The organism is Nocardia sp. NPDC058176, from assembly GCF_042883805.1.
In the GTDB taxonomy this organism is placed as follows: Bacteria; Actinomycetota; Actinomycetes; order Mycobacteriales; family Mycobacteriaceae; genus Nocardia.
The window spans coordinates 986,555-1,009,732 of the sequence record NZ_JBHVVA010000001.1 but is presented as its reverse complement, the minus strand read 5'-3'; the positions used below and the strand labels follow the sequence as shown (position 1 = coordinate 1,009,732).

Here is a 23,178-nt window from a genome sequence, read left to right as displayed (position 1 = left end):
CTCAGTCCCTCCGCACCAGGTGCCTGCTGCGCGCGCCCAGACGCACCAGCGCCTGACGCACGACCTTGCCGTCGCCGATCACCAGATCGGTGCGACCGACGAGGTCGCGACGCGCACGCCGATGATGGTGGTTGAAACGCACCACGTCGACGAGTTTGCTCACCGTCGAGGTGGTGGACGAGTGGTTGAACATCGACGCCCGATTGACCGCCAATACCTGGTTGTGGCCGTAGAAGGCGCCGTTCGCGCACAGCCGGGCGACCAGGTCCATGTCCATCGCGTAGAGGAAATCGGTCCGGAACCCGCCGAGCGCCGCGACCTCGCGGCGCCGGAACATCAGGGCGGCCGTGGGGCACACGTCGTCCGGCAGCGCGCGGACAAGGGCACCCAGCGCGGTCCGCGGCGAGCACCGGCCGACCAGCGGGCCGAGGCCGCGGGCCCGGCGCAGGGTCGTGCCGTCGTCGTCGATGATGTCGAATTTCGCCCCGGCCACCGCGATGTCGGGGTCTCCCATGGTGCGAACCTGTTCGGACAGGGCCGCGGGGGTGATCAGGTCGTCGGCGCAGACGAGCTTGATCAGGTCGCCGGTGGCCAGGTCGAGCGCCCGGTTCCAGTTCTGCGCCATGGGCAGGACGTTGGTGTTGGTGTGCAGCCGGATTCGGGCGTCGTCGAAGTTCCGTACCAGGTCACCGGTCCCGTCGGTGCTGGCATTGTCGACCACGACGATGTCGAAGTTCCCGTAGTCCTGCGCGCGGATCGATTCCAGCGTCTCGACGATCGTGCGCGCCGCGTTGAACGCGGGCACACATACCGACACTCGAACCCCCACCAACGCTCAATCCTCCAGCGATCGCCACACCACGGATCAGCGACAAGCGTGCCCGTGTCATACAGAACTCCGTGTCGAGTGGATGACACCACACCGACGTGCTCGAATTGTGCCAGGTTTTCCGACGCGGCGGCGTTTGGTCGGCGTCGTTTTCGGGTAATCGTGTCCGATGCCACGGCGCACCGCCTCGCGGCATACCAGAACCCGAGATAACATCGCCACGGTTCGGGTGTGCGGAGTTTGGGGGAAGTGTGAGTGAGGCCAGCGTGGACTCGAACGACAAGGACGGTCCGGCGGCCGCGTCCGGGGTGAACATCGCCGCGCACGCGCGCCAGCTGCTGCGTGCCCTGCCGATCGCCCTGGTGGTCGCGGTGCTCGTCGGCGCCGGGGTGTGGCTGGTCCGCGACGGCGGCGAGCGCACCTACGAGGCGAGCCTCACCGCGCAGATCTCCCAGCAATCCATCGGCGCGGTCTTCAACGAGTTGACCCAGCCCTACATCGTGATGATCACCCAGGACCGGGTCCTGTCCGACGTGGTGAAGAACGGGCTCGCCCCGTCGGAAGCGGATCTGCGCCCGCGGGTCTCGGCGATGACGGGCCCCGCGCCGTCGCTGCTGATCATCAAAGCGCAGTCCGATTCGCCCGAACACGCCGAGCGCCTGGCGCTCGCGGTCCAGCAGTCGCTGGACCGGACCGCGTCCCAGATGCGGGCCGAGGCCATCGCCCGCTCGACCGCGGATCTCGAGGTGCACCGCCGCGTGGTCGAGGACACCTTCACCGAGCGGCTGGCCGACGATCCACTGCGGCCGGAGCTGAGCTTCGACGCCCGCGATGTCGCGCGCGAGATCGAGTTCCGCCAGGTGCTCGGCATGGCGCGCCTGACCGTGATCGGCAGCCCCAAGGCGCAACTCGTGGCCCCGCATCCGGTCCAGGAAGGCCTGTTCGCCGCGCTCGCCGCGCTCATCATCGTCGCGGAGGCCATCGTGCTCGTCCGCGGGGCGATCGGCCGTCGATCGGGTGGCACACCCGATTCCACCGAACCGACGACGCCCGATGCCGCGACAGAGCGGGCGGCGCAGTCCCCCACCGAGGTCGAGTCCGGTCCACCGGTCGCCTCGGCGGCGGAGACGGTTCCCGCGCCTGCCGCAAAACCACCCGCCGCCGCACCGGCACCACCTGCCCCGAAACGCGTGTCGACCGCGAAGGCCACCACACCGAGGGCCGCTCCGGTTCCCCGCGCGGGCCCCGTGCCGAAAACCGGCGGCGGGGACACCACGGCCGCGGCGAAGCCCTCGGCCGCCTACGATCCCGAGACCACGGTCCTGCCCCGGCAGTCCTGGCCGGTGCGGGCCGACCCGGTGCCGCCCGCCGGCGGATCGCGCAACGGCTGAGTCGTTGCCGCCGCTCACCGAGCCCAGTCAGGGTGAACCGAAAGTGAGAGATCCCCTGATGTCACGCACGACGACATCGCGTGCTCGGTCCACCACCGATCTGTCGCGGATCACGCTGGGCCCGGTCGACACCGGCGCCTACGTCATCCGGCTGCGCGGGCCGCAGTTGTCCGACGCGGCGCTGTGGCGCGAGATCCGGCTGCGTGACCGGCGCTGGATCGAACCGTATTCGATCAGCTCACCCCTGGCGTGGGAACGTCGTCACACGGCCCGGCGGTGGGCGCGCGAATGCATGGTCGCCTGGGCCGACATGCGGGCCGGACGCCGGTACTCGGCGGTGATCGAGGTCGACGGGGAGTTCGCGGGACAGGCGGAGTTCTACGTCGTCGACACCGCGTCGCGGACGGTGGAGTTCAGCGGATGGATCGACTCGCGCTGGGCAGGCCGCCGGGTCATGGTGCAGATCAGCGCGATGGTGGTCCAGTATCTGTTCACCTCGCTCGGAGTCACCCGGATCATCGCCCCGATCGCACCGGACAACGAGGCCGCCGTGCGGTGTGTCCGAAGCCTCGGCTTCCGCCGAGAGGCCACCATGGCGTTGTCGTTCGACGCCGGCGGCGCACCCCGGGACCACGCGCTGTGGGCGCTGACCCCGGCCGACGTCCCAGCCGGGGGGTATCCCGGAATCGAGACGTCCGCCGTCCGGCAATCCGCGACCCCGCCCGCGCCGCCGCGGGCGACGGGAGGCCCGTCCCCGGCGGTGGTCGCCACCGCCGCCACGCGGCTGCTCGCCTGGCGGATCTGGCACCGGCTGCGGTGGCGACCGCGCATCGACCCGGTATCCCTGACGGTGCCCCACCACCCCGCCGTTGTCGTGCACACGCTCACGCCGACGCGCCGCCGTCGGACACCGCGGTCACCAGCGGGACTGATCCTCGTGCTCCGGGTGGACGGCCGCTACGCCGGTGGATTCCGGTTCTACGACCCCGAGCTTCCCGGCCACGCGCTCGGCCTGTATTCCTGGGCGGACCCCGGCCTCGCCACCGTCGACGTGCGCGCGGCCGCCCTTCGCGCGGTTGTCGACTACGGCTTCACCACGCTCGGCCTCCGGCGGATCTCGGCCGAGATCCCCACCGGCGACCCGGTCGCACCGGCCGTCGCCGCCGCCGCGCACTTCACGCGCGAAGGCGTGCTCCGGGATCACTGTGGTCCCACCGGGCTCCGCACCGACCACGCACTGTGGGCGACAACCGCTCCCACGCCCGATGAAGGGGGCAGCTGATGCGCAGCTTCGAACGCAGCACCGCGATCCAGGCCCGCCTGCACGACCTGGTTCCCGGCGGGGCACACACCTATGCCAGGGGCGCCGATCAGTATCCCGACGACATGGCGCCGATTCTGGTGCGCGGCAAGGGCGCTCGGGTCTGGGATGTCGACGGCAACGAGTTCGTCGAGTACGGGATGGGGTTGCGGGCGGTCACCCTCGGCCACGGCTTCGAGCCGGTCCTGCGCGCGGCGATGGAGGCGGCCGCGGACGGGCTGAGTTTCACCCGGCCGACCGAACTCGAACTCTTCGCCGCCGAGGACTTCCTGTCGCTGGTCCCCGGCGCGGACATGGTGAAGTTCGCCAAGAACGGCTCCGACGCCACCACCGCCGCCGTGCGCCTGGCGCGGGCCGTCACCGGCCGCGGCACCATCGCGATCTGTGATCAGCCGTTCTTCTCCGTCGACGACTGGTTCATCGGCACCACCGACATGGCCGGTGGCATTCCGGTGGTCGACACCGTGAAGTTCCCCTACAACGACCTCGACGCGCTCGCGGCGATCCTGGCCGACGGTCGCGTGGCGGCGGTGTTCATGGAAGCGGCCACCGCCATGGCCGAACCGCTGCCCGGATACCTGGAAGGTGTTCGCGCCCTGTGTGATCGGCACGGCACGCTGCTGGTGTTCGACGAGATGATCACCGGGTTCCGCTGGTCGGCGGGCGGCGCCCAGGCCGTGTACGGCGTGACACCGGATCTGTCGTGCTGGGGCAAGGCGATGGGCAACGGCTTCCCGATCTCGGCGCTGGCGGGCAAGCGCGAACACCTCGAACGCGGCGGCCTCCGCACCGATCACGATCGGGTGTTCCTGCTCTCGACCACGCACGGCCCGGAGACCGCCTCGCTGGCCGCGTTCCGGGCGGTGGTGCGGGCCTACCGCACCGAGGACCCGGTGGCGCGGATGGAACAGGCGGGCCGGACGCTGGCCGAGGGCGTGAACGCGATCGCCGCCGACCTCGGACTGACCGAGCACCTGCAGGTCCGCGGGCGACCGTCGTGCCTGATCTTCCGCACACTCGACGCCGAAGGTGAACCGTCGCAAGCCTTTCGGACCCTTTTCCTGCAGGAGCTGCTCGTCCGCGGGGTCCTCGGCCAGTCGTTCGTCACCTCCGCCGCCCACGATGCCGACGCCATCGACGCGACCATCGCGGCCTGCGCCGAAGCCGCCGAAGTCTACCGCCGCGCCATCGACCGCGGCACCGTCGACGGCCTGCTGCGCGGCCGTCCGGTCGCCCCCGCCCTGCGCCGCACCGCGGCGCCCCGACAGATCGAAACGAGCACCCCCCGATGACCCGTGTCGCCCTCGTGCACGAACGCTTCACCGAGTTCGGCGGATCGGAGGCCGTGGTCGGCGAATTCGTCCGCACCTGGCCCGACGCCGAGGTCTTCGCCCCGATCGTCGACCCGGCCGGACTGCGCGAACCCGTCCACACCGTGCACGACACCTGGCTCAGCCGCGCGCACACCTACACCGGTGGCCGCCACGCTCCCCTGCTGCCGCTGGTGCCGCGCGCGCTGCGCCGAATGCCGTTGCGCGACTTCGACATCGTCGTCGTCAGCCATCACGCCTTCGCCACCCAGGCCGCGCTCGCCACCGATGCCCCGGTGGTCGCCTATGTGCACAGCCCCGCCCGCTGGGCCTGGGACCGCGAATTCCGCGCCCAGGAGGCCGGTGGCCGCGCGGGTCAGCTCGCGCTCGGCGCGCTCGGCACGCTGGCCCGTCGCGGTGAACTCCGGGCCGCGCCCCGGCTGACCCATGTGGTCGCCAACTCCCACGCCGTCGCCCAGCGCGTCACCGACTGGTGGGGCCTGCCCGCCTCGGTGATCAATCCGCCGGTCCAGGTCGACCGGTTCACCCCCGATCCCACCGTGGCGCGCGAGGACTTCTTCCTCTGCGCGGGCAGGCTGGTGCCCTACAAGCGCGCCGACCTGGCCATCCGCGCCGCCCAGCGGGCCGGGGTGCGCCTGGTCGTGCTCGGCGAGGGCCGATTCCGCGCCCAGCTCACCGAGCTCGCAGGCCCGGAGACGACCTTCCTCGGCGCCACCTCCGCCGAGGTGCTCCAGGACATGTACCGCCGCTGCCAGGCACTGCTCATGCCCGGCGTGGAGGACTTCGGCATCGTCCCGGTGGAGGCGATGGCGTGTGGCACGCCCGTGCTCGCCGTCGGCGCGGGCGGGGCACTCGACACGGTGCGCCCCGGTGTCACCGGTGAGTACGTCCCGGCCGGTTCCGACGACGCGGTGGTGGCGGCGCTGGCCGAGCGCATGCGGGAATTCCGCTCGGCCGCCTACGATCCCGCGGCCATTCGCGCCCACGCCGACACCTTCGCTCCCGAGGTGTTCCGCGCCAGGATGGCCGAGACCGTCGCGGGGGTCGGCACCGCCGCTGCACGCGGATAGCGACAAGTTGTCCGAAACCAGCAGTTACTGAAATTTCCTGTCACACATACCCTTTGACCTGCGGTGATGCGTGACAATTCCCACACGGTACCGGCCCGCCATCAGCTTGCCCGGCTAGGTTACTGGCGAGTACGGTTGGGTGCAGCCGGGACGACGAAGTGCCCGGTTTCTCTTCCAGCCACTGGCGCTGGACCTCAACCGTTGATGCCCGCATCCACCGCCGCATGCCGGATCACTGTTGCGCGACACCATGTTTCAAAAAATTTCAGGAGGGGCGATGGTTTCCTACATCGTGACAGGCGGTACCGGATTTCTGGGTCGGCGAGTGGTGCGGGGGCTGCTCGCGGCCGATCCCACCGCGATCGTGCACGTGCTGGTGCGCGCCGAATCGCTGACCAAGTTCAACGACCTCACCGCGCGGGACCCCCACAACGATCGCGTGTTCGCCCTGGTCGGAGACCTGACGGCCGAGGGCCTCGGCCTCGGTGACGAGCCGCCGCGCGCCGATCACGTGCTGCACCTGGGCGCGGTCTACGACATGACCGCCGACGAGGCGACCGCGCACGCGGCCAATGTCGCGGGCACCCGCTCGGTGATCGAGCTGGCCCGCCGGCTCGACGCGGTGCTGCACCACGTGTCCTCGGTGGCCGTCGCGGGTGATCACCGTGGCAAGTTCTTCGAGGAGGACTTCGACCTCGGCCAGAACCTGACCTCGCCGTATCACCGCACCAAGTTCGCCGCCGAGAAGCTGGTCCGCGAGGCCACCGACGTGCGCTGGCGGGTCTACCGTCCCGCGGTCGTCGTCGGTGATTCGCGCACCGGCGAGATGGACAAGATCGACGGTCCCTACTACTTCTTCTCCGCCATCTCGGCCCTGGCCTCGCTGCCCGCGGATCTGCCGTTGCCGCTGCCCGATCTCGGCGCGACCAATGTGGTGCCGGTCGACTACGTGGCCGAGGCGATGGTCCGGCTGGTGCGCCGCGACGGTCTCGACGGTCGCACGTTCCACCTGGTCAACCCGCAACCGCAGCCCTTCGGGGAGATCTACCGCGCCCTCGCCCAGGCCGCGGGCGGTCCCGCGGGTATCGGCACCGTGCCCGGCAGCGCTCGCGCGCTGAGCGGGCTTGGCCATGTGCCCGGTGCGCACGCGGTGCGTGACTTCTTCTTCGAGCAGGCGGGGATTCCGGCCGAGGTCGCCCCGCACATCGGGTTCAGCGCGCAGTTCGTCGCCGAATCGACCCAGGCGCAGTTGCCCGGGCTCACCGTGCCCGCCTTCGACACCTATGCCGGACGGCTGTGGGACTTCTGGCGCGCCAATCTGGCCCCGCACCGCGGGCGTCCGGCCGCCGACGCCGACCGCCTGGCGGGCCGGGTCGTGCTGATCACCGGGGCGTCCTCCGGGATCGGTCTGGCCACCGCGCACGCGGTCGGCCGGCGCGGCGCGACCGTGCTGATGGTCGCGCGCGGCGTCGACGACCTCACCGCGGCAGCGGAATCCGTGCGTGCCGCCGGTGGCACGGCGTTCGCCTACCCGTGCGACATCACCGACGCGGTCGGCGTGGAAACCCTGGTGAAGCAGGTGCTCGCCGACCACGGTCATGTCGACTACCTGATCAACAACGCGGGCCGCTCGATCCGGCGCTCGGTCGCCAATTCGGTGGATCGCATGCACGATTTCGAGCGGACCATGGCGGTGAACTACTTCGGGGCGGTCCGGCTGATCCTGGCGCTGCTGCCGTCGATGCGCGAGCGGCAGTTCGGGCACATCGTCAACCTGTCCTCGATCGCCGTGCAGACCAAGGCTCCGCGCTTCGCCGCCTATGCCGCGAGCAAGTCGGCCCTGGACAACTTCAGCGACATCGCCGCCGTCGAGAACCGGGGTGACGGAGTCACTTTCACCTCGATCCGGATGCCGCTGATCCGCACGCCCATGATCGCGCCGACCGATCTCTACCGCGCCCTGCCGCTGCCCGATCCGGATCGCGCCGCCGACGTGGTGGTCCGTGCCCTGCTGGAGCGCCCCGACCGCATCGACACCCCCGTGGGCACCTTCGCCCAGGCGGTCGAGATGTTCCTGCCCTCGGTCAAGCGCACCATCATGCACACCGGTTTCCGCCTCTTCGGCGAATCCACCGCGTCCAAGGGCAAGCCCGCCGCGGTTCCCGGTGAACCCACGCCGACCGAACCGGCCGAACCGGCCGAGCCCACCCGCAACGCCCTCACCGTGCTCGCCCCGGTCCTCACCCCTCTCATGGTGATGCCCGGCTCGGCGGCCCGCATGAGCCGCGTCCTGCCGGGCGTGCACTGGTAGTCACTCGGCGTACGAAATACCGGGCCGGTCACGAACTCTCGTGACCGGCCCGGTTCGTGCTGCGGATGACAAGGCACCGCTGTCGCCCGTCACGGCGAAGCGAACAGGAACCCGGTAGTGGCCTCCGTCGGTGTGTCCGGCCGGTTACCGCGACTCACAGGTGGTCGCGCGCCCACGCGGCCAAGGTGGTCGGAGTTGTGCTCAGCGGGGTGCGCGGGATCTCGGGGACGAAGCCGGGGCCGAGGCCTGCCGACATTCCGGCGATGCCGTCGACCTGGGCGGGGCCCAGACCTGCCGAGTGCAGAGCGGCTCGCAGGTCTTCCTGGGTGATCTGGATCGGAGTCACCTCCTGGCCCAGTTCGCGACTCAGGATCTCGGCAACGCGGGTGAAGGTGAGGTCCTCGGGGCCGTGCACGCCCTGCACCTCGCGACCCGTCCAGGCGTCCGAGAGCAAGCGGGCCGCCGCGATCTCGCCGATGTCACGCGGATCTACCCAGGCCATGGGGTGGTCGAGGGGCCACGGCGTGGACAAGGTCCCGGCCCGGATCTCGTCGAGCTGGGTGAGCAGGTTGCTGAAGAAGTAGCCGCAGCGCAGATGCACGACATTCGCACCGGTCGAGTCCAACAGCTCCTCGGTCTTCGCCAGTCCGTCGATCTCCCCCGCCCCCGATCGGAGTTCGGCGCCCACACTGCTCAGAAACACGGTCCCGCCGATCCCGTTCTCCGCCACCGCCCGAGCCGCGGACTCCCCCATCCGCGCGTACCCGGCCACCGGGTCACCGTCGACCAGTGCGGGCGGGTCCACCCAGAACAACCGATCGGCGCCGCGCGTCGCCCGCACCACCGCCTCCACGTCGCCCTGATCGACCTGCTCCACGTCGACGTACTCCCGGAGTTCGGGCACCAATCGGCCGGGATCACGCATCAACACCGTGGGCCGAACGCCCGCCTGCAGCAGTAGCCGCACCACCCGCGACCCCACGTGCCCGACCGGCGTGGTGACGACGATTCGCTTCGCATCCACTCCATGTCCCATGTCCGCACACTAGATCCGGGCACCGACACGTTTCGGCACGTTCGGGTTCGATCCGCGTCGATCTCGCGCGGCGCCACCGATCCCGATCCTGCCCGAACCTCGCGGTCGGCCTCGAAAAGTGCGGTGCCACAGGTACGGTGACGCATAGGGTGGCGTGCATGGAAGCCGAGCGAGCTGACCTGATCACCGAGCTGCCTGTGAAGCGCATGGGCGCGGGTGCGTTGTTCGTCGACTACGTGGGCCGGGTACTGCTGGTCGAGCCCACCTACACCGACCACTGGGAGCTACCGGGTGGTCTCGTCGAGGCCGGTGAATCGCCCAGGGCCGCGGTGCTCCGCGAGATCGGCGAGGAGCTGGACCTGACCGTGCCGGTCGGTCGGCTGCTGGTGGTGGATTGGGTTCCGCCCGGCCGCTACCCGAACGACGGCGTCATGCTGGTCTACGACGGCGGGTTCCTCGGTGTCGATCGGACGGCGGGCATCACGCTGCGGTCCGAGGAGCTGCGGGGCTGGTTGTGGTGCGATGCCGAGGAGGCCGCACAGCGGCTCCCCGACGTCCTGGCCCGCCGGGTGGCGGCGGCTCGCCGAGCCCGTGCGGAGGGGACGACGGTCTATCTCGAGGACGGCAGACCCGTGCCCTGACGGCGTGCCGGTCAGGGACACGGGTCGACCGCGACGGACAGCCGGTCGTCAGCGGACCCCGACCACCTCTGGCGCTGTCGTGGACCAGGGTTCACCGGCCGCGATGAGGGCGCGAGTGGCGCGCAGTTCTCGCGGTCGGGCCATGGCGACGGCGCCGACGGGGCGTCCGTCGCGCAGGGCGACCGCGAGGAAGTCCCGCGAATCCAGGGTTCCGTCGATCACCAGGTCGTCGTGGGGGTGGATCCACCCGGCGAACTGGAGCGACAGGCCGTGCTGGTCGGTCCAGCCCCAGGGGACTTCCGCGGGACCGGCCGGGTGCCCGAGGATCGCCTTGGCGGCCGCGGCGCCCGCGGTCATGGCGGAGTTCCAGTGTTGGCCGCGGTCGAATTCGCCTCGGAGCGGGTGGAATCCGGTGGTCGCGTCACCCGCCGCGAAGACGCCGGGTGCCGAGGTGCGGTAGTGCTGGTCGATGACGATGCCGTCGTTGACCGCCAACCCCGCCGCCTCGGCCAGCACCGTGTCGGGATCCGACCCGATCGCGACCAGCGCGACGGCCGCCGTCCAGGTGCGCCCGTCCGCGCCGGTCGCCGTGACTCCATCACTGGTGTCGACGAGTTGCGTTGTCACGACGCCGTTCTCGACCTCGACACCGTGTTCGACATGGATGCCACGCACGAGTTCGGACACGCTCTCGGGCACCACCCGATCGAGCAGCACGGGTCCTGCGTTCAACAGCGTCACCTCCGCACCGAGCCCACGCGCGGTGGCCGCGACCTCACAGCCGATGAGACCACCACCGATGATCAGCAGTGACCCACCGACATCGATCGCGCGTTGCAGCGCGGTGACATCGGAGCGCGTCCGCAGGGTGTGCACCCGGGTGGCAGCGGTCTCGAGTGAACGCGCGCGGGCGCCGGTGGCCAGCAGCAGGCTGTCGTAGCCGAGCACCTCACCGGTGCCCAATCGCACTGTCGCACGGTCGGTATTGATCGCCTCGACCCGCATGGCCGGCCGCAGATCGATCCTGTTGTCCGCCCAGAACTTCACCGGCTTGAGCACCGTGCGATCGAACGAGGCGGTCCCGGCGAGCAATTCCTTCGACACGGCGGGCCGACGATAGGGCAGATCCGGTTCGGCTCCGATGAGCACGATCTCGCCCGCGTATCCCTCACGCCGCAGGGTCTGGGCGGCGGTGGCACCGGCGACCCCGGTGCCGACGATGACGACGCGCCCGCTCATCCGCGGCTCACCTCGAGCATCTCGAAATCGGCCTTGGCGGCGCCGCAGTCGGGGCAGGACCAGTCCTCGGGGATGTCGTCCCAGCGGGTGCCGGGCTCGATGCCGTCCTCGGGCCAGCCCAGCGCCTCGTCGTACTCGAAGCCGCACTGCACACAGCGGAACAGTTTGTAGTCGTTCATCGCGATGCTCCTTCGTTCAGCTGGAAATCGACCTTCTCGCGGACGCCGCAGTCCGGGCAGCACCAGTCGTCGGGGATCGACGACCACGCGGTCCCGGCGGCGAAACCCTCACGGGGAGCGCCGATCCGCTCGTCGTAGACGTAGTCGCACACGGGGCAGGTGTAGGCGGCCATCAGTTCGCTCCGTACTTCGCCAGGATCCTGTCCCGCTTGGCGGGCTGGATGTTGACCAGGGTGATGTCGCCGTCGTAGTGCGCGAGCACGCGCGGGTCCATCACCCTGCGCCACAGCGGCGTCAGGTAGGCCAGGCCGATCAGGCTGGCGTAACCGCTGGGCAGTTCGGGCGCGCCGTCCATGTGCCGCAGCGTCTGATAGCGGCGGGTGGGGTTGGCGTGATGGTCGCTGTGGCGCTGCAGGTGGTAGAGGAAGATGTTGGTGACGATGTGGTCGGAGTTCCAGCTGTGCTCGGGGGTGCAGCGCACGTAGCGGCCCGAGGCGGTCTTCTGCCGCAGCAGCCCGTAGTGCTCGAGGTAGTTCACCGTCTCCAGCAGGGAGAAGCCGTACACCGCCTGGATCAGCAGGAACGGCAGGATAACGGGACCGAACACCGCGACCAGCACGGCCCACAGCACCACCGTCATCAACCAGGCGTTGAGCACGTCGTTGTGAATCGTGAACGGGCCCTTACCCAGTCGCTCGAGCCGGGTGCGCTCGAGCTCCCACGCCGAGCGCAGGCTGCCCCACACGCTGCGCGGCAGGAACGTCCAGAACGACTCACCGAAGCGCGCGCTGGCGGGGTCCTCGGGCGTGGACACCCGGACGTGATGACCGCGATTGTGCTCGATGTAGAAGTGGCCGTAGCCGGTCTGGGCCAGGGTGATCTTGGACAGCCAGCGTTCCAGCTCGTCCTTCTTGTGCCCGAGTTCGTGCGCGGTGTTGATGCCGATGCCGCCCATCGCGCCGATGGTGAAGGCGAGGCCGATCTTGGAGACCAGCCCGAGGCCGCCGTCGAGGCCGAGCCAGGACAGGTTGTCGGCGGACCACAGGTAGCAGGCGAAGACCAGGCTCACCAGCTGCAGCGGGATGTAGGCGTAGGTGCAGTACCGGTAGTAGCGGTCGTTCTCCAGCCGCTCCATCATCTCTTCCGGCGGGTTCTTGCCGTCGGGGCCGAAGAACCGGTCGAGGATCGGCAGCAGGACGTAGACCAGCAGCGGCCCCAGCCACCACCACACCGGGGCGACGGCGTGCCAGCCGAGCTGGTTGAAGGTCCAGACGAAGGCCGTGGCCACCAGCGCCGAGCTGGGCGCGACCAGGCCGAACAACCAGAGGTAGCGCTTCGGGTCACGCCAGTGCAGCGCGGCGGGCGCCGACCCTTCGTGGTCGTCGATTCGAGATGTCGTCATTGTCATTCTCCTGATCACCGAGACACCGACTCGGATATTGCTTACTTCGTTTACAACATAGCCGATAGTGTTCTCAGTGAATACACTTTTGGCTATGTTGTCAATGATCGAGCAGAATCGATAGCACATGTACGATGATCGAGTGGCCGAATCGCCGAACTTCCAGACCGAGATGCGTCAGCTGTTGCGCGACCGCATGCTCGACGCCGCCCGCAGCATGGTCGTCACCGAGGGGTGGGGCGCGGTCAACATGTCGCGCGTGGCCAAGGAGGTCGGCATCAGCAGGCCGGTCCTCTACAAGGAGATCGGCACCAAGCAGGCCCTGGCCGACGCGCTGATCGAGCGCGAGACCGGCGTCTACCTCACCGGCATCACCGAGACGCTCGCCGAACACCCCGACGATCCCCTGGCCGGGATGACCGCAGCAGCGGACTACACCTTGCGCAACGCGGGCGACAACCCACTGATCAAGGCGGTGCTGTCGGCCCGCCAGGACGCCGACACCGCGCTGCTGCCCGCCCTGGTCAGCGACCCGGAGCCGGTGCTCGGCCGGGCCGTCGCCGCGCTCACCGGCACCGTCCGCGAGCAGTACCGGATGAGCGAGCTCGACGACGACGAACTCACCTCGATCGTCGAGATCATGGTCCGGCTCACCCTGAGCCACCTGTTCCAGCCCACCGGCAGCACCGACCGCGCCGTGGCGCAGGTCGGTGCCGTCCTGTCCGGGGTGCTGCCCGCCGTCCGCGTGTGACGGCGGCTCACAACCGGCTGTTCACCTGTCCGGCCGCGGCCGCGAACGCCCACTGGTAGCTGCCGTGCGCGGCCGGGAACACCCCGCCCGCGCACACGGGATCGCCTGCGGCGCAATAGTTCGCGGTGCGGTCGGCATACCAGGGCGCGACCGTCCCGCCGACCAGTCGCAGCGGATCACCGAACAGCAGGACCGCGACCACGCGCGAGGACAGTTCCGGCGGCAGCACCCACATCCCCGGCACCGCGGTCGTCGCCGGGGAGGCGAGCACACCGTGGGTGACCAGCGCGCCCTGCGAGTAGCCGACCAGCACGAAGCGCTGACCGGGGCAGGCCGCGGCCTGGGCGAGCAGATGCCCGGTCATGGCCCGCGTTCCGTCGCTGATCGAGGTGGGAACCAGTAGGTCGGCCGGGTACTCGACGCGGTGGGCGGTGGTGTCGACCGGTAGTTGCGCGCTCAACACCGCGTACAGCGGGTCGCCGATCGCGGCGCCGAGATGCCCGGGTTCCGCTGTGCCACGGGCGATCACGACGTCGAGCGTGGCGCAACTCTGCGCCCACGCCGTCAGTCCCGGGGACATCGCCGTCCCGATCCCCGCGGCCAGTAGCAACACCGACAGCGCACGCGCCGCCCGCCTCGCGCCGATTCGAATCACCTTCCGGTTGGTCATCGTGCCCACCCACTCACGCCGTTGTGAGAAATAGAGAACGAGCGATCACCGCCTGCCGCAACGACATTCGGTGCGCCCACCCTCGGAATACCCGCTGACCTGCACCGATACGGCATGTAGTCGGCATCCCTCCAGCCACGGTTACGTCTCGAATCGTCCCGGTCGACGGCGCGCGAATGCTACGTTCCTGGCATGTCGAGTACAGCGCCAGCGCCCGCCGATGACTTCACCCCCGACGCGATCGTCGTCGGCGCCGGATTGGCGGGGCTGGTGGCCACGCACGAGCTCGTCCTGGCCGGGCGCAAGGTGCTCGTCCTCGATCAGGAGAACCGCGCCAATCTCGGCGGTCAGGCGTTCTGGTCGCTGGGCGGGCTGTTCCTGGTCGACAGCCCGGAACAGCGCCGTCTCGGCGTCAAGGACTCCTACGAGCTCGCGCTCCAGGATTGGCTGGGTTCGGCCGGTTTCGATCGCGCGGACGAGGACCGGATGGCCCGCGAGTGGGCGCGCGCCTACGTCCGGTTCGCGACCGAGGAGAAGCGGGACTACCTGCACGCCTTGGGATTGCGTTTCACGCCGGTGGTCGGCTGGGCCGAGCGCGGTGGCGGCCTGGCCGACGGGCACGGCAACTCGGTCCCCCGGTTCCACCTCACCTGGGGCACCGGTCCCGAGGTGGTCCGGGTCTTCCTCGAGCCCGTACTGGCCGGTGAGGCGCGCGGCCTGGTGCGCTTCGCGTTCCGGCACCGGGTCGACGAGCTGATCGTCGAGGACGGCGCCGTCACCGGGGTCACCGGTGGTGTGCTCGCGCCCAGCGACACCGAGCGCGGCGTGGCCTCCAACCGGGATGTGGTGGGCGAGTTCAGCTTCCACGCCCCGTCGGTGCTGGTGAGTTCGGGCGGGATCGGGCACGCGCACGACCTGATCCGGCGCAACTGGCCCACCGAACGCCTGGGCCCGTGCCCGGAGACGATGATCTCGGGCGTGCCCGCCTATGTGGACGGCCGGATGCTCGGCATCTCCGAGCAGGCCGGTGCGGCGCTGGTGAACCGGGACCGGATGTGGCACTACACCGAGGGGATCAACAACTGGGATCCGATCTGGCCCGATCACGCCATCCGGATCATTCCCGGCCCGTCGTCACTGTGGTTCGACGCCAACGGTATTCGGATGCCCGCACCGTGTTTCCCGGGCTACGACACCAATGCCACGATGCGCCAGATCCTGGCGACCGGCTACGACTACTCGTGGTTCGTGCTGGATCAGACGATCATCGAGAAGGAGTTCGCGCTCTCGGGGTCGGAGCAGAATCCCGACATCACCGGCAAGGACCTGAAACTCACGCTGCGCAGCAGGCTGGCCAAGGGCGCTCCCGGGCCGGTGGAGGCGTTCAAGCAGCACGGGGTGGACTTCGTCGTCGCCGATTCGCTGACCGAGCTCGTCGACGGCATGAACGCCATCGCGCGCGGGCCGCAACTCGACGCCGCCGAGCTCGAGCGCCAGATCGTGGCCAGGGACCGCGAGGTGAACAGCGCCTACACCAAGGACGCGCAGCTGGCCGCGATCGGCAACGCGCGCAGGTACATCGGTGACAAGGCGGGCCGGGTCGTGAAGCCGCACCGCATCCTCGATCCCGCGCACGGCCCGCTCATCGCGGTGCGCTTGAACATCCTGACCCGAAAGACCCTCGGCGGCTTGCAGACCGACCTGGATTCCCAGGTGCTGCGCCCCGACGGGGCGGCCTTCCCCGGCCTGTACGCGGCAGGCGAGGTCGCCGGTTTCGGTGGCGGCGGCGTGCACGGCTACAACGCGCTGGAGGGCACGTTCCTCGGCGGCTGCATCTTCTCCGGCCGCGCGGCCGGACGCGCGATGGCCCGCCGCGACCGCTAGTGGGGGCGGCCGTGCCGGGGCGCCAGGGCGCGTGACGCCTCCTTGGCGACCTCGGCCAGGGCGCGGGCGAGGCGGGCGGTGTCCAGGGCGCTGCGTTCGCCGTTGACGGTGCCCGACAACGAGATCGCCGCCATCGCGACCCCGCGGCCCCGGATCGGCACGGCCACGCAGGCGACGCCGGGCAGCGATTCCTCGGTGTCCACGGCCACACCCTGCCGGTTGCGGATGCGGGCCAGTTCGCGGTGCAGTTCGGCGCGGTCGACAATGGTGCGGGCCGTGCGCGCGGTGCTCCCGCGCAGCGAGGCCTCGGCGATGCCCGGTTCCAGGGTCGCCAGCAGCGCCTTGCCGACCGCCGTACAGTGCGCGGGCAGGCGGCCGCCGATCCGGGTCGGGATGGCAACGCGGCTGCGGGCACCCGCCCGGTCGAGGATCAGCACCTCGCGTCCGTCCAGCACGGCAAGGTGCCCGATCAGGCCGGTGCGCTGGCTGAGCTCGTAGAGCAGGGGGCCGACCACCTCGCGGAGTTCGTTGTGCTCGGCGGCGAGACCGCCCAGTTCCAGGACCCGCAGGCCGAGCCGGTAGCCGCCGGGGGTGTGCGCGAGCCAGCGCAGCCGGATCATCTGATCGAGGATGCGGTGCACGGTCGAGCGCGGGAGCCCGGTGCGTTCGGCCAGGCCGAGCAGGGTGAGGGTGGGGGTGGTCGAGTCGAAGGCGTCGAGGATGAGCGTCATCCGCTCGATCATCGATGTCGGCGGCGTGGCGGTCGCCCGGCCCGGTCCGCTCCACAGCTCGTCCGGCTCGGTCACGATCTCGACCGTCATTGATCCAACCTCCACAGTGCGTAGCGGATACAGACTAGAGCCGCGCGGACCGCTTACGCACCATTTCGCTGGACCGAGCGGTTCACCAGGGTCTCGGTCGGGGTCGGGGCGGCGCGATCACCCGGGTTCTCCATCACCGTCGGCCACGGCGACCCGAGTCGATTCGGTGGCGGGAACGGTCCGCGGGGCGGACGAGCGCGCGAGTTCCAGGCGTGCGGCCCGGTCGACGAGCAGTTCGCCGGGGCCCGATGGCGGGGTGTTGCGACGCCAGATCGCCCGGAACTTGCGGGTCAGCCGGGCGGCCTCGACCGTGGGGACCGCGACGAGGGCGCCGCTGGCCAGATCCGGCGCGGCGATCAATCCGCTCAGGACCGCGGGTGCCATGCCGGTCCTGGCCGCGGCCACGATCGCGGCCGCCGATCCCAGTTCGGCGGCCGGGCCGGTCGGGGCGCCCTCGCTGCTGAGCAGGTCCCACACGGTGTCGCGGGTGCCCGAACCCGGTTCACGCCACAGCAGGGCGGTGGCGGCGAGTTCGCGCAGTGTCACCGGCTTCGCGCGGCGCGCCCAGGGATGGTCCGGGGCCACGACCACGACCAGGTCGTCGGTGCCCAGTACCCGGCTGCCGAGTCCGGCGGGCGGGTGCGGTCCCTCCACGAAGCCGAGGTCGGCCACGCCGTCGCGCACGAGGGCGGCGACCTGGGTCGAGTTCTCCACTTCCAGGGCGATGACGACCTCGGGGTGATCCTGGCGCAGGGCGGCGAGCCAGTGCGGAATTCGATGGTCGGCAATGGTTTTCGAGGCCGCGATGCGCAGGCGCGGGGCCTGGGCGGCACGGAGCCGGTCCACCTCGTCGACGAGCTCGCGCACGGCGGCGAGCACGGTGCGCGCGTGGTCGACCACCCCGCGGCCCGCGTCGGTCAGTTCCGAGCCGGTGGGGCCGCGGTCGAGCAGCTTGACCCGCAGCCGGCGTTCCATGGCGCTGATCCGCATGCTCGCGGCGGGCTGGCTGATCCCGTGCCTGCGAGCGGCGGCGCCGAGGCTGCCCAGTTCGGCCACCGAGACGAGCAGGTCGAGGACCTCCAGGTCGGGGGTTCCGGGTGGCAGCGTCATGGGCTGATTATGGGGCACAGCCGGTGCCGGGATGTGTCAGGCGTCGTCGCGCCGGGTTCGGCGGCGAACGCCCTTCACCACGCCGTAGAGCGCGACCAGTGGTTTGAGCGGCATCCATTCACCGAAGCGGTAGTCCTTGCCCCGGGCGAGCCGCTCGGCCAGCTCCGGGCTCTGCTCGGCGAGGTAGTGGCGCGCGGTCTCGGCGTGGGTCGGCAGCGAGACGATCTTGATCCGGTCGACGTCTTTCAGATAGGGAATCGCGAAAGCGACGTTCTCCCAGGTGGATCGGCTCGACTCCTCGAGCACGAGTTCGCCGTCGTAGCCACGGGAGTCCTGCGCGTAGCGCGCCATCAGCACGGCCTCGGACCGCGGCCCCGCGCAGGCACCGCCGCACAGGACCAGCCGGGTCTCGGCTGCGGGATCGATGGAGCGAAGTCCCGCCCTGACCCGCCACCTGTTCATCGCGTTGGCGTCGGGTCCGGCATTGCGATAGCCGAGCACGACGACCGCCTCCGATCTCGCGGGCACATTCCCGACGCGCCTGCGTGAGGCGCGCCAGTTCGCCCATTCACCCCACAGCATCACGCCGATACCGGCGGCGAGTGTCAGCCGGGTCCGTGTCCGCACATCTCCAGCAAACCACAGCCGTCGGGGCTACCGCTCTCCGAACAGTCATAAGTCCGGCTTATGCCTACCTCGCAACTCGGCATCTACCTGGGCTTTCGGTTGGCGATGAAGGTAGAGGAGTGAATCGCGCACGTACCCTCGCTCCCGGTCTCGCCCTCGCCGCACTGCTGGCCACCGTGTCCACGCCGGTCGGGACGGCGCTGCCGATGGTCGGGGCGCCGGTGCTGGCATTGGCCGGGGGCGCGGTGGCCGGAATGCTGTTGCGGCGCAAGGCCGTCACGGGTGTGCTGTTCGATCCCGGTCTCGATCTCGCCCGGCAGCGGTTGCTGGGGGTGGCGATCGTGCTGCTCGGACTCGGGTTGCCGATGGGGTCGGTGGTGAGTGTGGGGCGCGAGACCGCGATCGTGCTGATCGGCACGCTCGTCGTGGGCGCGGTCGCCGCGTTCGTGGTCGGGCGGATGCTGGCGGTCGATCGGGAATCGGCGACCCTGGTGGCGGTCGGCACCACCATCTGCGGTGCCTCCGCCATCGCGGCGGCCACCGCCGTGCTGCGCCCGGACCGGCAGCGGGTGGCGTACGCCCTCGGCACCATCTTCGTCTTCAATGTCGCCGCGGTCCTGGTGTATCCGCCGCTGGGCCGGGCCCTCGGTATGTCCGAGGAGGCGTTCGGCCTGTGGGCGGGCACCGCGATCAACGACACGTCCTCCGTGCTGGCCGCGGGTGTCGTCTTCGGCGCGGGCGCCGCGCATTTCGCGGTCATCGTGAAGTTGGTGCGCAGCCTGGCCATCGTCCCGTTGTGTATCGGGCTGCACCTGGGCCGTCGTCGCATCGCGGCGGAGTCCGGCGCCCCGGCGGGCTCACTGCGGCAGGCTTTCCCGCTGTTCGTCGTCCTGTTCGTCGCCGCTTCGGTCATCGCGGGTCTCGACGTCCTGCCCGCTGCCCTCACCCATCCTCTCGCCACCACGAGCAGTTGGCTGATCGCCGTCGTCCTCGCCGCCATCGGCACCTCGCTGAGCATCGATCGGCTGCGCAGTGCGGGCGTCCGCCCCCTGGTCCTCGGCGGCGCCCTCGGCCTGATCCTCGGCATCAGCAGCCTCGGCTTGATGTACGTCACGGGCTGGTGCTGATCACGACAGCGTTGTGCGCGATGCGGCCGAGGTCCGGCCGCATCGCGCCCACTGCTAGGCGGTCCTGTTCACCGCGTTGAGCACCGCCGCGAGTGACGCGGCCATCACCGAGGCGTCGCGGCCGTAGGACCAGCGAGTCTCGCCGCCTGCCCGGTATTCCAGGTAGCACGCCGCTTCACTGTCGGCGCCCGCGTCCACAGAATGCTGGGTCAGGCCCAGGATTTCGATCGGGTGTCCCGCGGCGGCGAGGGCTGCGGTCAGGGCATCCACCGGGCCGATTCCATGGTGGGTCGAGCGGTACTCGCGACCGTCCACGTCGAGGACGATGTCGGTCGTGTCGTCGCCGATCCGCCACTGCGTCAACATGATGCGTGAATCGGGGACGGTGTAGGCCTGTTCGAACAGGGTGAGCAGTTCCTTGGCGGTGATCTCGGCGCCGGTGTCGTCGGCGTGCGCCTGGACTCGGCCGGCGAGGTCGATCTGCAGGCGACGCGGCAGGTCGAGGCCGTACTCGGTGTGCAGCAGGTAGGCGATGCCGCCCTTGCCCGACTGGGAGTTGACCCGGATGACCGCCTCGTAGGAGCGGCCGATGTCGGCGGGATCGATCGGCAGATACGGAACCTGCCAGTCCAGTTCCCCTGCGGGAACGCCGGTTTCGGCCGCCCGCGCGCGATGGTGTGCCATACCCTTGCGGATCGCGTCCTGGTGGGTGCCGGAGAACGCGGTGTGCACGAGATCGCCGACGTACGGGTGCCGTTCGTGCACGGGCATCCGGGTGCAGTACTCGACGGTGCGGCGGATCTCGTCGATATCGGAGAAGTCGATCATCGGGTCGACGCCCTGGGCGTGCAGGTTCAGCGCCAGGGTCGCGATGTCGACATTGCCGGTGCGTTCGCCGTTGCCGAACACGCAGCCCTCCACCCGTTGCGCGCCGGCCAGCACCGCCAGTTCGGCGCAGGCGATGCCGGTCCCCCGGTCGTTGTGCGGGTGCACCGAGAGGATCACGCCGTCGCGGCGGGCCAGGTTGCGGTGCATGTACTCGATCTGGTCGGCATAGATGTTCGGGGTCGCGACCTCCACTGTCGCAGGCAGATTCAGCGTCACCGGCCGCTGCGGGCTCGCCTGCCACAGCTCGGTGACGGCGTCGCAGATCTCGAGCGCGAAGTCGGGTTCGGTCAGGTTGAACACCTCCGGCGAGAACTGGAAGCGCACGTTCGGCAGGTCACCGGCCGCGGTCAGGACATCGCGCGCCCCGGCCAGGATGAGCTCGCGCAGTTGCGCGCGGTCCTTGCCGAGCACGACGTCACGCCAGACCGGTGCGGTGGCGGTGTAGAGGTGGACGACCACCTCGTTGGTGATGCCGCGCACCGACTCGACGGTCCGCTCGATCAGATCGCGGCGGGCCGGGGTGAACACGACGATGGTGACATCCGGTGGGGCGATGGATGTCTCGGCCAGCAGCCGCACGAAATCGAAATCGGTCTGCGAGGCGGAGGGGTAGCCCACCTCGATCTCCTTGTACCCCATGGCGACCAGCAGTTCGAAGAACCGGCGTTTACGCGCGGGGTCCATCGGCTCGGCCAGCGCCTGATTGCCGTCGCGCAGGTCGACAGGCACCCACAGTGGGGCGGTGGTGATCCGCGCGTTCGGCCAGTCCCGCTGTCCGACAGGGACTTCCACGCGCTCGTGGATCTCGCGATAGCGGTGCGACGGCATCGCCGAGTGGCGTTGCCGGTTCCATGCGGGAGCGTCGACGGGAACGGCGCCGGAGGGGGTCACCACGGTGGGGAATTCACTCATGACATGTTCTGCTTCCTGGCCGCGACGGGCCACGAGACGACATCGACCGGCCACGACACAGCCCCACGGCGGGGCGGCCGATCGATCAGGCCCCGCCGTGGCGGCCGAGGAGAAGCGCGGTGTAGGTCATGATGGCTATACTTCTACCACAACTCCTCAGACAAGTAGAGAGGTGCTCCGGTGGTTTCGCAGGTACGGCGTCAGCCGCTGGCCGCCCAGGCGGCCGAACTCCTGCTCGCGCGGATCCGCGCGGGCGAGTGGCCGCTGGGTCACCGATTGCCCGGTGAGACCCTGCTGGCCGCCCAGCTCGGGGTCGGCCGCTCGACGCTGCGCGAGGCGATCAGGGAGCTCGCGGGCAAGGGCGTGCTCGACAGCAGGCAGGGGGCGGGAGTGTTCGTCACCGCGCTCGATGTCAGCGAGGACTGGGATGTCGTGCTGCGCGGGGCGACCATCGCGGCCGTGATCGAGGCGCGCATCGCCATCGAAGCCGAGGCCGCCGCCCTGGCCGCCCGGCGACGCACCCCGGCCGATCTGCGGTCCATCCGGCGGGCACTGGCCGGTCGCGTCGCCGAGGGACAGACCGTCGCCGAGCATGTCGACGCCGACATGGCCTTCCATCGCGCGGTGATCGTCGCCGCGCACAACGACGTACTCACCCAGCTGTTCGACACCTTCCTGCCGCGACTGCGCCTGGCCATGATCGACATGCTCGCGCTGCGCCCCGTCCCCTCCGAGCAGGCCGACCACGCCGCGCACGAACAGCTCGCTCAGGCCGTCGTCGACCGGAACTCCACGGCGGCAGCCGAATTCAGCCGCAGCCATCTGTCCGCCTTGAAGGAGGCCTTCACATGACCGGCACCCCGGTGATCGAACTCGACGACGTGACCTTCCGCCGCGACGGCAAGAAGATCATCAACGGCATCTCGCTGACCGTGCGCTCCGGCGAACACTGGGCGCTGCTCGGCCCCAACGGCGCGGGCAAGAGCACACTGCTCGGCTTCTGCGGCGCGGTCACCTTCCCCACCACCGGAACGGTGCGGGTGCTGGGCGAACAATTCGGCCGGGTGGAACTGGCGCGGCTGCGCCGCTCGATCGGGCACGTCAACCCACGTCATCCGCTGCGCTACGCCCTCACCGTCCGCGAGGTGGTGCTCACCGGTATCACCGGCACGATAGACACCCCGATGCGCTGGTCACCGACCGCTGAAGACCTCGCCCGCGCCGACGCGATCATCGCCACCCTCGGCCTGTCCGCCAAGGCCGCCGACATCTGGCCCACCCTGTCCCAGGGTGAGCGCGGCCGCACGCTGATCGCCCGCGCCCTGATCAGCGGCCCCGACGTCCTCCTGCTCGACGAACCGTCCACCGGCCTCGACCTCGCCGCCCGCGAACAGCTGCTCACCACCATCGACACCCTCGACCAGACCCATCCCGAAGTGGCATCGGTCCTGGTCACCCACCATCTCGAAGAATTGCCAAGCAGCACGACCCACGCGCTGCTCATCGCCGACGGTCACACCGTCGCGTCCGGTCCCGCCACCGAGGTGATCACCACCGAGCACGTCTCGACGGCCTTCGCCCACCCGATCGAGGTGCGCTACGACGGCCGCTGGAGCGCCAGGGCTCGCTGAGCCGGAC

The 23,178-nt window shown here is 70.1% G+C and carries 22 protein-coding genes; 11 read left to right on the top strand and 11 right to left on the bottom strand.

The window, feature by feature from the left end; translation table 11 throughout:
* Position 1: 1 nt before the first annotated feature.
* Positions 2-829, bottom strand: coding sequence for a glycosyltransferase family 2 protein (locus tag ACFVVM_RS04825; RefSeq protein WP_387612987.1), 828 nt, complete (start codon positions 827-829; stop codon positions 2-4).
* 266 nt (positions 830-1,095) lie between these two features.
* Here ACFVVM_RS04825 and ACFVVM_RS04820 point away from each other — a divergent pair, with 266 nt between their 5' ends.
* From ACFVVM_RS04820 to ACFVVM_RS04800, 5 genes are all read left to right on the top strand, one after another.
* A complete protein-coding gene (locus tag ACFVVM_RS04820) occupies positions 1,096-2,220 on the top strand; it encodes a hypothetical protein (protein ID WP_387612985.1) in 1,125 nt (374 codons plus the stop codon).
* Between the two features lie 43 nt (positions 2,221-2,263).
* The gene (locus ACFVVM_RS04815; protein WP_387612983.1) at positions 2,264-3,502 is read left to right on the top strand and encodes a GNAT family N-acetyltransferase; all 1,239 of its coding nucleotides are present in this window, start codon (positions 2,264-2,266) and stop codon (positions 3,500-3,502) included.
* Positions 3,502-4,833 (top strand): glutamate-1-semialdehyde 2,1-aminomutase, encoded by a 1,332-nt coding sequence (locus ACFVVM_RS04810; RefSeq protein WP_387612982.1) that lies wholly within the window; start codon positions 3,502-3,504, stop codon positions 4,831-4,833. The genes ACFVVM_RS04815 and ACFVVM_RS04810 overlap by 1 nt, the downstream gene beginning before the upstream one ends.
* A complete protein-coding gene (locus ACFVVM_RS04805; RefSeq protein WP_387612980.1) occupies positions 4,830-5,942 on the top strand; it encodes a glycosyltransferase in 1,113 nt (370 codons plus the stop codon). Before ACFVVM_RS04810 ends, ACFVVM_RS04805 begins: the two co-directional genes overlap by 4 nt.
* Positions 5,943-6,219: 277 nt before the next feature.
* Complete coding sequence (locus tag ACFVVM_RS04800; protein WP_387612978.1) at positions 6,220-8,253, top strand: SDR family oxidoreductase; 2,034 nt, start codon at positions 6,220-6,222, stop codon at positions 8,251-8,253.
* 154 nt (positions 8,254-8,407) lie between these two features.
* Here ACFVVM_RS04800 and ACFVVM_RS04795 read toward each other — a convergent pair whose 3' ends face one another.
* Positions 8,408-9,289 carry an NmrA family NAD(P)-binding protein gene (locus tag ACFVVM_RS04795; protein ID WP_387612976.1) on the bottom strand — a complete coding sequence of 294 codons (882 nt, stop codon included), beginning with the start codon at positions 9,287-9,289 and terminating at the stop codon, positions 8,408-8,410.
* Between the two features lie 158 nt (positions 9,290-9,447).
* Here ACFVVM_RS04795 and ACFVVM_RS04790 point away from each other — a divergent pair, with 158 nt between their 5' ends.
* On the top strand, positions 9,448-9,930 hold the full coding sequence (locus tag ACFVVM_RS04790) for an NUDIX domain-containing protein (protein WP_387612974.1): 483 nt from the start codon (positions 9,448-9,450) through the stop codon (positions 9,928-9,930).
* A 48-nt stretch (positions 9,931-9,978) separates the two neighbouring features.
* Here ACFVVM_RS04790 and ACFVVM_RS04785 read toward each other — a convergent pair whose 3' ends face one another.
* From ACFVVM_RS04785 to ACFVVM_RS04770, 4 genes are read right to left on the bottom strand one after another with little or no spacing between them, the layout of a single operon-like run.
* Positions 9,979-11,169, bottom strand: a complete 1,191-nt coding sequence (locus ACFVVM_RS04785; protein ID WP_387612972.1) for an NAD(P)/FAD-dependent oxidoreductase — start codon at positions 11,167-11,169, stop codon at positions 9,979-9,981.
* Positions 11,166-11,348: a rubredoxin gene (locus ACFVVM_RS04780; RefSeq protein WP_387612970.1), complete on the bottom strand. Its 183-nt coding sequence runs from the start codon at positions 11,346-11,348 to the stop codon at positions 11,166-11,168. Before ACFVVM_RS04780 ends, ACFVVM_RS04785 begins: the two co-directional genes overlap by 4 nt.
* The gene (locus ACFVVM_RS04775; protein WP_387612968.1) at positions 11,345-11,521 is read right to left on the bottom strand and encodes a rubredoxin; all 177 of its coding nucleotides are present in this window, start codon (positions 11,519-11,521) and stop codon (positions 11,345-11,347) included. The genes ACFVVM_RS04780 and ACFVVM_RS04775 overlap by 4 nt, the downstream gene beginning before the upstream one ends.
* Positions 11,521-12,750: an alkane 1-monooxygenase gene (locus ACFVVM_RS04770; protein WP_387612966.1), complete on the bottom strand. Its 1,230-nt coding sequence runs from the start codon at positions 12,748-12,750 to the stop codon at positions 11,521-11,523. Before ACFVVM_RS04770 ends, ACFVVM_RS04775 begins: the two co-directional genes overlap by 1 nt.
* 142 nt (positions 12,751-12,892) lie before the next feature.
* Here ACFVVM_RS04770 and ACFVVM_RS04765 point away from each other — a divergent pair, with 142 nt between their 5' ends.
* Complete coding sequence (locus ACFVVM_RS04765; RefSeq protein ID WP_387612965.1) at positions 12,893-13,501, top strand: TetR family transcriptional regulator; 609 nt, start codon at positions 12,893-12,895, stop codon at positions 13,499-13,501.
* Positions 13,502-13,508: 7 nt separating this feature from the next.
* Here ACFVVM_RS04765 and ACFVVM_RS04760 read toward each other — a convergent pair whose 3' ends face one another.
* Positions 13,509-14,171: a cutinase family protein gene (locus tag ACFVVM_RS04760; protein WP_387612963.1), complete on the bottom strand. Its 663-nt coding sequence runs from the start codon at positions 14,169-14,171 to the stop codon at positions 13,509-13,511.
* Between the two features lie 192 nt (positions 14,172-14,363).
* Between ACFVVM_RS04760 and ACFVVM_RS04755 the strand changes: the two genes are divergently transcribed.
* The gene (locus tag ACFVVM_RS04755) at positions 14,364-16,055 is read left to right on the top strand and encodes an FAD-binding dehydrogenase (protein ID WP_387612962.1); all 1,692 of its coding nucleotides are present in this window, start codon (positions 14,364-14,366) and stop codon (positions 16,053-16,055) included.
* Here the strand turns inward: ACFVVM_RS04755 and ACFVVM_RS04750 are convergent.
* The 3 genes from ACFVVM_RS04750 to ACFVVM_RS04740 all read right to left on the bottom strand — a co-directional run bounded on the left by ACFVVM_RS04750 (position 16,052) and on the right by ACFVVM_RS04740 (position 18,613).
* Positions 16,052-16,876, bottom strand: coding sequence for an IclR family transcriptional regulator (locus ACFVVM_RS04750; protein WP_387612960.1), 825 nt, complete (start codon positions 16,874-16,876; stop codon positions 16,052-16,054). The genes ACFVVM_RS04755 and ACFVVM_RS04750 overlap by 4 nt on opposite strands.
* Positions 16,877-16,993: 117 nt before the next feature.
* Positions 16,994-17,986 carry a LysR family transcriptional regulator gene (locus ACFVVM_RS04745; protein WP_387612958.1) on the bottom strand — a complete coding sequence of 331 codons (993 nt, stop codon included), beginning with the start codon at positions 17,984-17,986 and terminating at the stop codon, positions 16,994-16,996.
* Between the two features lie 36 nt (positions 17,987-18,022).
* The gene (locus ACFVVM_RS04740; protein WP_387612956.1) at positions 18,023-18,613 is read right to left on the bottom strand and encodes a YdcF family protein; all 591 of its coding nucleotides are present in this window, start codon (positions 18,611-18,613) and stop codon (positions 18,023-18,025) included.
* Positions 18,614-18,732: 119 nt separating this feature from the next.
* Between ACFVVM_RS04740 and ACFVVM_RS04735 the strand changes: the two genes are divergently transcribed.
* Positions 18,733-19,740, top strand: coding sequence for a YeiH family protein (locus tag ACFVVM_RS04735; protein ID WP_387612955.1), 1,008 nt, complete (start codon positions 18,733-18,735; stop codon positions 19,738-19,740).
* 54 nt (positions 19,741-19,794) lie between these two features.
* On the opposite strand, the gene ACFVVM_RS04730 is transcribed toward ACFVVM_RS04735, so the two are convergent.
* On the bottom strand, positions 19,795-21,456 hold the full coding sequence (locus ACFVVM_RS04730) for a 2-isopropylmalate synthase (protein ID WP_387616756.1): 1,662 nt from the start codon (positions 21,454-21,456) through the stop codon (positions 19,795-19,797).
* Positions 21,457-21,720: 264 nt separating this feature from the next.
* Between ACFVVM_RS04730 and ACFVVM_RS04725 the strand changes: the two genes are divergently transcribed.
* Together ACFVVM_RS04725 and ACFVVM_RS04720 are read left to right on the top strand one after the other, a co-directional pair.
* Positions 21,721-22,392: a FadR/GntR family transcriptional regulator gene (locus ACFVVM_RS04725; RefSeq protein ID WP_387612954.1), complete on the top strand. Its 672-nt coding sequence runs from the start codon at positions 21,721-21,723 to the stop codon at positions 22,390-22,392.
* Entirely contained in the window at positions 22,389-23,171 is a 783-nt protein-coding gene (locus ACFVVM_RS04720; RefSeq protein WP_387612952.1) for an ABC transporter ATP-binding protein, read from the top strand. The genes ACFVVM_RS04725 and ACFVVM_RS04720 overlap by 4 nt, the downstream gene beginning before the upstream one ends.
* Positions 23,172-23,178: the final 7 nt, after the last annotated feature.